Here is an 8,491-nt window from a genome sequence, read left to right on the forward strand (position 1 = left end):
CATATGAAATTTAATTCTCTTGTGCTCATGTTTGTTTTGGCAGCGGCGCCGGCCTTCAGCCAGCATGCGTTCGAAGCTGTAGCCTTGCCCTCCGTTTTGCAAGCTCCCCCGGCGGAAGAATTTGCACAGGCGCATGTTGCGCCGCAGGCCCTCACCAACGTCCGCCTCACGAATGATCCCGCGGCCTCCGAGGCGCCCGCTGTCGCGGTTGATCCCGCGGGCAATGCCTATGTCACCTGGCAGGACACTCGCGACGGCAATTGGGAAATCTATTATTGCCTGGTCAGCCCGCAGGGCCGCAAGCTTACCCCAGACGTGCGCGTGACCAATACCGGCGGCGCCTCGCTGCAACCCAAAATCGCAGTCGATGCGTTTGGCCATTCGCATCTTACCTGGCGGGAAGGCAATGAGATTTACTATTGCAAACTCAACGGTGCGGGTGAAGTCCTCGTCGCGCCCAAGCGCGTGACCGGCGGCAACAGCGAGGCGCCGGACCTCGCCGTCGAGCCCGAGGGCACAGCCGGCATTACTTGGACCAAGCAAAACGGCGTGGCGCATGAAATCGGCTTTCGCAAAATTTCTCCCACCGGCGCGTTTGTGGGCAATGAAATTATTATGGACACCGAATTTGTGTATCTCACGCGTAAGCCGTATATCGACGGCGACGGCAAAGGCAGCTTCTACGTGGCTTACAAAGACTACACCGGCTTTTTCCTCGACACCCGTCTCATTTTTCACCGCATTCATCCGGATAACCGCACGCAATGTTGCTGGGCCATTTCAAACCGCAGCAGCGCCGACCATCCGCGCATAGCCTTGGTTGACGACAACTATGGCTACTTCTTTTTTCTCGATCGCATCAACAACAATTGGGAGGCGGTGCATTTCAGCGGCACGGTTTTCACCGAGGCTGCGGGCAACACTTCCGCGCTCGATCTTGCCGCCAACGATGACACGGAAACGCAGATGCTCGCGGTGTGGCAGGATGACCGCGATGGCGCACCGGAAATCTATTACAGCATGGTAGACAACAACGCAAAGACGATACCCGACACGCGCATTTCCGATCTCGGTGCAAACTCCACCAGCCCGGCCGTGGCCATTCTCGCCGATGGCGCCGGCCATTTCGTTTGGCAGGATGACCGCGACGGCAACTGGGAAATCTATTTTGTGTCGACCGCGACGAGCGATGCGTTGCCAGACTTGACGCCGATCCGCGCTGGTGGCCGCTGGCGTGCTGATCTCAGATTTGGCGCTTCGCTGTTGGGCGAAGACTATGTTACAGTGACTGCGACCATCCAAAATCAGGGCGCGACATCGGCAGCAAATGTGAAGGTCGTTATCGAGGATAATGCGACGGGAAACCGAATCGCCGGCCCGATGATCATTCCGGCGATCTTGCCGGGTGGTTCGGCCACGGTCAGCGCAGAGTGGAGAAAGTCAGAAGGATCCGGCAGGGAAGGTCTGCATGTGCGGGTCGACCCCGATGATGAGATATTGGAAGAGAATGAACGAAATAACAGTGCGCCATACTATCGTGATCCCGTTATTCTCGTCCCGGGTATCGCAGGCTCGCCGCTGTTTGAGTCGCCTGATCAGGAAATCCTGTCGAGCGAGCGCGTCTGGGTAAACCTGCAACCGGGTTTGACTTGGGTGGATGTCTTTGCCACTAATCCCGCCCTTTACATAAACGCTTATTACCGCAACATCGTGGCAACACTGAGCAAGCTCTACTTGACCTCGCAGGGCTATCCCGAGAATCCCTACATCAAGACCGGACCCAATAAGGACGGCATGCACGCCGAACTGCGCCATCTGCCGCTGAATGTGACTTTTGAGTCGCTGGTCGCGCAATTGGAGGAATCCGGATTTTACAAGTTGGCAGAGCGGAATGACCTCTTCTCCGATCCGCAAACCAATCTTTTCGTCTTTCTGTACGACTGGCGGCTGGTCGGTGATCTTGCTGCCGCAGAGTTGGCAAGGTTCGTGGATCAAGTGAAGGAGTGGACCGACAGCGAGCAGGTGAATCTACTATGCCACAGCATGGGCGGGTTAATCGCCAAACACGCACTCGCTAGCAGTAAAATCGTGGCCACCGAGGTGGCGAATCTGTTCTTTTTTGGCACGCCCCATCTCGGTGCGCCAAAAGCATTCTATGTTTTTTTGACAGGCCACTTCATTCCCACTGGGCCAATCTACCTGTTTGACAGCAGCATCAAAAGACTATTTCGTTCGGCGCCGGGGGGGCTGCAACTCTTGCCCTCTGCCGCGTACCCTGAAGCCTATGCTTTCAAGCTCGGCAAGCTGGTAGTGGACGAATCCTACATTCCAGTCGAACCGCTTTCCGATGCCGAACTGGAGGCGATACTGCGTATCGAAGACAATGCCGGCGCCTATGATTTGGCCCGCAGCTTTGTGTATGATTTGTCTCAGGTTGACTTGAACGAGCTGCACGTGATCAATGTCGTCGGCCACGGCCAGCCCACCGTGAGCAAGGTGACGCGAAAATTGCTGCGTTGGGTGCCGGAGGTCTCGACCATCGGCGACGGAACGGTACCGGTGATGAGTGCCAGGCAGTTTGATTCCCACACCTCACGCATTGACTATATCATTACCGGCGTCGAACATGCCGAACTGCCGTCTTCCGAGCGTGCAATGAACGATATTATTCCCTATCATCTCGACTGGTACAGTAAACCGCCGCTGCAGAATCCCATTCGCGTTATCGATCTGCCGTTGTTGGTTGAAGTAAACATTAATGGAGGATCGGACGAGGCGCTGCCGCCACAGCACTTCCAGTCAGGGGCGGTTTCCACGCACGACTGCCTGCTTGCCGTCGTCGATGTGGAAGGACATCGTTCCGGCGTCTTCACCAATCTCAGAAGAATCTCTGATATTCCGGGCGGCCGCGCTGAGATTCTGGATAGTCTCGCAAATCAGCTCGTGGCTCGCGTGATTGTGCCGAGTGATGGGCTCTACGAGGTAATCGGGCGTGCTCCCACCAACTCCCGCTCGGCATACTTGCAGATCACTAGGCCGGTGTTTCGTGGCACGCAGAGCGAGCAGGTGACAGAGAGAATCGAGTTGACACCTGGTGCCCATTTTCAAATGGCAATCGATCCCTGGTCACGGAATCAGCACGTATATTTCGATCAGGCTGGGGATGACAGGCTTGATGATCGAGTTAACGAGGCGCCGGAATCGCTGCGGTTTTGTGAGTTCACGGACTATGGCAATCTCGCAAGCGAAGATGTCGCGGAGATGGAGACTGCGGAGCCGTCCGCCACATTCGCTTTACTTTACAATTATCCCAACCCCTTCAATGCCGGCACGCTGATTAAGTATCAACTCGCGTCTCCTGCCATGGTGCGCCTGGCGATCTTCAATGCGATGGGGCAACAAGTGAATCTTCTCATCAATGATCGGCTGCAAAGCGCCGGTTACTACAGCATCAACTGGAACGGCCATGACCAGCACGGCGCGTCTCTGCCCAGCGGGGCCTATCTTTGCCGGTTGGAAGCAACAAGCGCCTCGGGCCGTTTCACTCAAACTCGCAAACTCCTGCTCTTGAAATAACACAAATCATCAATCACTGCTCACTGATAATTGCTTGCTGATAACTACCCCATGCCTTCCCTCGCCTCCATAGTCTTCACCCTCACCGCCTCCGCGCCGACCAGCATGCCGCGCTATTCCGCGCGCGTGTTGCATGCCTCGTTTTTGCGCTGGCTGGAACGCGATCATCCTGAGTTGGTGGCGCAATTGCACGACGAGAATCATCCGCGGCCTTATACGCTTTCCAACTTGCAGGGTGAGCTGACGCCGCAGGGTGAGCGCATGCGCATGGAGGCAGGCGCCAAGGTGTGGTTTCGTCTGACCGCCATGGAAGAACTCTTTCTGCAATGCGTGCTGGCTTCCATTGAAAAGCAACAAACCGGGCCGCAACCTGACGATCGGCGCCTCGTGCCCGGCCCGGTTTATCACAGCATCGACCAGCATCCCTGGGCCGATCTCAGCTCCTTTGCTCAGATTGCACAAACCGTGGCACGTGAAAGCAGCAACCAGCCTTTGCGCCAGCATGTGACGCTGCGCTTTCATTCACCCACCTGCTTTGTCGAAAACAAGCAAGCATTGCCGCTGCCTGCACCGCGGCACGTCTTCGGCTATTTGCTCAACAAATGGCAGCTCGCCAGTCCCTTTGCGCTGCCGGTGGAGGAGGTCCAGCACTTTGTGGAGAGCATTCACGTGTCACACGCCAAGATTGAAACCGAGCAGGTTGATTTGCAGAAATATCAGCGCACCGGATTCACCGGCGAGGCACGCTTTGCACTGCATCCGGCGCTGCCGGAGAATTATCGCCAGGCTTTGCATGTGCTGGCAAAATTCGCCTTCTTCAGCGGCGTGGGCTCGCACACCACCATGGGCATGGGACAGGCGGTGCAAGGGGCATGGGGCAAGTAGCAAGGGGCATGGGGCAAGTAGCAAGGGGCATGGGGCAAGTAGCAAGGGGCATGGGGCAAGTAGCAAGGGGCAGGGGGCAAGTAGCAAGGGGCAGAGGGCAAGTAGCAAATGGCAAGCGGCAGGTAATGACGGCGCGAGTTTCCATCTGCCATTTGCCCCTTGCTCCGCCTGCGGAACTCATGCCGGTCTTCAAACGTTTGTGAAACATACAAGAGCCACATGATAATGCCACTGAAACTGACGTGGGATGGCCTGTGATTTCACTCCGCCTCTGACTTCAAGCGCGAGTTTTCCCGACCTCTGCATTGCACGCGACCTCGATTCCGCCTCTTCACCATCCCACCCCATCGAAAAAAATCACTTTTCATTACGATTTCGCTTATAGCCGCGTCTTTGAGATTAGAAGATCTTAAGGGAGTTTCCACGACGTGAACTATTGTTCTTGTATCAGTTCTGCATTCCATGCTTGCGAGCCCGACATGCGTCTGTGAGAGAAGGTGGGGGAGCAGGTTGTCGCTTCCGGAAGGCTCATTTTGCAACACTGCTGGCAAGCCCTTTCACAAACTTAAAGCTTCGCCCCAAAACGCATGGCGGAGCAGAGCTTTGTACATCAGCCCGTATTGGAGCGAGGAATCCGGCTGGTGTTGTCCAGCAACCAAATATTCACCTGTTGCAAAATGCAGCCATAAGGAGGCAAGTATGTCTTCACTAGACTCCCTACGACGCTATGTGCAACCACTCGCAGACTGGGCACGGGATGGACCGGAGAACAAATGTGATCCCCGGACGACCTATTGGGATGAGTTTTTGCCCTGGGCGCGCAAGCTGATCAGACACCATTATTGGGAGAGTTTGAGCCGACGCGGAGGCATGACCATGCCGCAATTCGTTGATGATTGCGTTGAGCGCGTTTTGGTCTGGGCCAAGAATAACGTGCCCACGCTGCAACAGTTCCATTTCACGGATGTAAAGCTGGGACGGTGTATTCGACGAATTGCCATAAATCGGTGCATCAGCTTGGGGCGCGAGGTGAAACTGCGTCGGCTGGAAAGCCTCGACGATTACTCGGAGGAGCGGTGGAACCGTCCAAGCCAACGTGAATCTGCTCCCCGTCTCACTCCGGTGAGTCTGACGACGCAGCCGGAGGAAACGGGCTTTTCGGATTACCCCAATTTGGAAGATGAGTTTGTTTTGGCGTGTGAGGTGATGCCGCGTTTCAATCGGCGGCTGCGGTCAATGAAAAAAATGCGTCAGGTGTTGGCGTTGCTGCATTGTCTGGGAAGGCGCGTGGGCCGGCGAAAGGGCTTTCCCGGATATTGGTATGTTTGGCGAGTATTGCTCCGGAGAAAGGGGCATCTGCCGGTATTTGCGCGAAGCTACCTGCAGAAGCGCTTGCCACAGGTTGAATCCAAGGTCATCAACAGCCGGCTGGTTTTTCTCCGGCGCACTTTCGCAAATTTCCTTTTGACGTTATAGATTTATTTGTTGTGGTCAACACAAAAGGCCGGCCTTAAACCGGCCTTTTGCAGCTTAATAGGAGGTGAATGTGATATGAGAACCGCAGTTTTTGTCTGCATTCTGGCTGTCGCCCTTTTCAGCAAACTGTGGGCGAACGCCGATGCCAAACGTGGAGGCTTGTTCCACAGACCAAACCGCGAACCCGGTTCCAGGACGAACCATTTTCGAAAGGGTGAAGCCATGCGAACTCAAACAACCCAACAGAGTCTGGAAGCGGAGCGAGTTTGGGGCGTGGAAGCGCTGGATCCCTTGCAACAACGCGCTTGGGCGGAAACCATCTGGCAAAAGTTGCAGAACAAAGTCCTAAGCCGTAAACTGGAGCGAGATTCTGACAAGCTCAGTCAAGCTGCCGCCCTCGCGCCTGTCGTTCTGCAATTCGGACCGACTGCCGAGCCGGCTGCGATTCGTGCTTTGAACACTCTGGCGCGCATTGCGCGCACCGAAGCGCCGCACGCTGCGGTTTACCTCGTTGCGCCGGACGCTGATCCGTTGCTTGCTCCTCCGCCGGTTCGCTGTGAGAGTTTGTTCTTGATTCACCGCGCCAATCGCTTTGTGAATTGGAGGAATTGGTTGCAGGAAGCACGGGCGTTTTCGTATTGCTGCGTCGTTATGACAGTTTCCCAGGAAGAACCCGCTCCACTTTTGGACTATCTGCACGGCGAAGTTATCACCATCCCGGAGGTGACACAAGACTATTGCGAACAAAGAAGCATGGAAGTTCTCACAGAATCATTTGGAGGCGAATTGCCCGGTGCAGCTTCTCTTTCCCGTTGGGAACAAATTCTGGTCGAAGCCGGGATTGCGGAGGTGGCGTTGCCTCTCAGTTTATTGGCACGCCATCTTGCGCTTGACAGTTCGGAACTGATCGACACGATGCAAACCACCCGCCTGAGGAGCTTTCTCTACTGGCTTGCTTCCGAGGCAAAAAAGCCAAGCCTGGTTGCATTTAAAGGATCATATCTGGCAAAAAAGATTGCGCCGGCAATCGTTTCCGGCGAATACCATGCCTTGTTTGCACTACTGATGGATGTCGATCCACAATCGCCACAGGAACGCGCGTTCTCGCTTGGGCTGCTGACGGCCTTGCGCGCGCAGGGCTGCGACACAATAGGGGAACGTTTGCAGCATCAATATACCGCGCTCTTTACGCAAATCCGTCGCCTCGTCGACAATTGCCCGGAGCGCCAAGCCTGGGCCAGCTTTGAGCGGCGCGGCTGCTGCTCGAATTACACTACTCCTGCGAAGGTCTGATGCCTTCGCAGGATTTTTTTCAGGATTTTGAACCTACCTACATCCAAAACCGGCCCATGAGGAGCCGGGAATACGAACAATACTTCCATCCCATTTTGATTTCACCCCCCTCTGCGTCTTTCAAATTGAACCCAGCGACAATCAATACGGCAACGTTATAGCAATTTTTAGTTGAGTGAATGGGTTTTCGTAGTCCCCGTCCCTTGAGGACGGCTGCACTGCAGACACTCAAGTAATTTTCACGACACTCTTTTCCGTGCGCCATGTTTTTTCACCCACTTTATGCCCAACTCTGTTCCGACGAGAACCTGCAGCGCGCCTGGCGCGCCGTGCGCCGGCAAAGTGAGGCCCCCGGTCTCGACGCCATGACCGCCGCCATGTTCGAAGCGCGTTCGTTCGTCCTGCTCAAAAAATTGCAGGAGGATTTGCGGCGCTTCAAATTTCAACCCCAGCCGGTCAAGCGCATCTTCATGAAACGCGAAGTCGGCCCGCCGCGGCCATTGGGCATTCCGACATTCCTCGATCGCATTGTCATGCGCGCCTTGGTGCAAGTGTTGATCCCGATTTTCGAGCCTCATTTTGACGATTGCAGCCACGCTTATCGCACCGGCCGTTCGACGCAATCTGCGCTGGCGCAGGCGCGCGACTATGCCCGCGACGGCCGCCTCTGGGTGATCAAAATCGATCTGCGCGACTGTTTCGGCAATGTGCCGCATCGCCCATTGTTGCGCTGTGTTTACCGCCGCGTGAAAGATTTTGCCGTGCGCAAGCTGCTCAAAAAATTTCTCGCCGTGGAAGTGATCACCCAATCGCGCAGCGGCCTGCGCCAGACGAGCAAACCGAAAATTGGCGTATTGCAGGGCAGCCCGCTTTCCCCGCTGCTCGCCAACATCTATCTCGATAGTTTCGACCGGGAAATGCGGCGCCGGGATTTGCGCTTCGTGCGCTACGGCGACGACATTGCGATATTTTCAGCCACTCAGCCGGAGGCGGAAGAAGCGTTGGAAGCGGCCACGCGTGTTTTAGAGAAAATGTACCTGCCCATCAATCGCGAAAAAACCCGCTTGCACCACGTCGTCAAGGGTTTCCCATATTTGGGCGAATGGCTGATGTGGAAAAAATGGCGGGGGAAGTGATGGTGAGAGTGGGAGATGGGGAGAATCGTTGGCTGAGCCTGTCACCGTTGGCTGAGCCTGTCACCGTTGGCTGAGCCTGTCACCGTTGGCTGAGCCTGTCACCGTTGGCTGAGCCTGTCACCGTT

5 protein-coding genes are annotated in these 8,491 nt (G+C 55.6%); all 5 read left to right on the plus strand.

What is annotated here, in order from left to right:
- On the plus strand, window positions 1-3,576 hold a 3,576-nt coding region (locus FBQ85_22135), incomplete at its 5' end, for a hypothetical protein (GenBank protein MDL1877840.1).
- A 51-nt stretch (window positions 3,577-3,627) separates the two neighbouring features.
- Window positions 3,628-4,461 (plus strand): CRISPR system precrRNA processing endoribonuclease RAMP protein Cas6, encoded by an 834-nt coding sequence (locus FBQ85_22140; protein ID MDL1877841.1) that lies wholly within the window; start codon window positions 3,628-3,630, stop codon window positions 4,459-4,461.
- Between the two features lie 699 nt (window positions 4,462-5,160).
- A complete protein-coding gene (locus FBQ85_22145; protein ID MDL1877842.1) occupies window positions 5,161-5,937 on the plus strand; it encodes a hypothetical protein in 777 nt (258 codons plus the stop codon).
- A gap of 222 nt (window positions 5,938-6,159) precedes the next feature.
- Entirely contained in the window at window positions 6,160-7,230 is a 1,071-nt protein-coding gene (locus FBQ85_22150) for a hypothetical protein (GenBank protein MDL1877843.1), read from the plus strand.
- Between the two features lie 263 nt (window positions 7,231-7,493).
- Entirely contained in the window at window positions 7,494-8,366 is an 873-nt protein-coding gene (locus tag FBQ85_22155) for a hypothetical protein (protein ID MDL1877844.1), read from the plus strand.
- Window positions 8,367-8,491 lie beyond the last annotated feature (125 nt).

It is taken from the genome of Cytophagia bacterium CHB2 (assembly GCA_030263535.1).
GTDB lineage: Bacteria > Zhuqueibacterota > Zhuqueibacteria > Zhuqueibacterales > Zhuqueibacteraceae > Coneutiohabitans.

Excerpts from the sequence above, each read along its gene's own strand:
- FBQ85_22140 (MDL1877841.1), top strand. The coding sequence starts at position 3,628 with ATGCCTTCCCTCGCCTCCATAGTCTTCACCCTCACCGCCTCCGCGCCG.
- FBQ85_22145 (MDL1877842.1), top strand. The coding sequence starts at position 5,161 with ATGTCTTCACTAGACTCCCTACGACGCTATGTGCAACCACTCGCAGAC.
- FBQ85_22150 (MDL1877843.1), top strand. The coding sequence starts at position 6,160 with ATGCGAACTCAAACAACCCAACAGAGTCTGGAAGCGGAGCGAGTTTGG.
- FBQ85_22155 (MDL1877844.1), top strand. The coding sequence starts at position 7,494 with ATGTTTTTTCACCCACTTTATGCCCAACTCTGTTCCGACGAGAACCTG.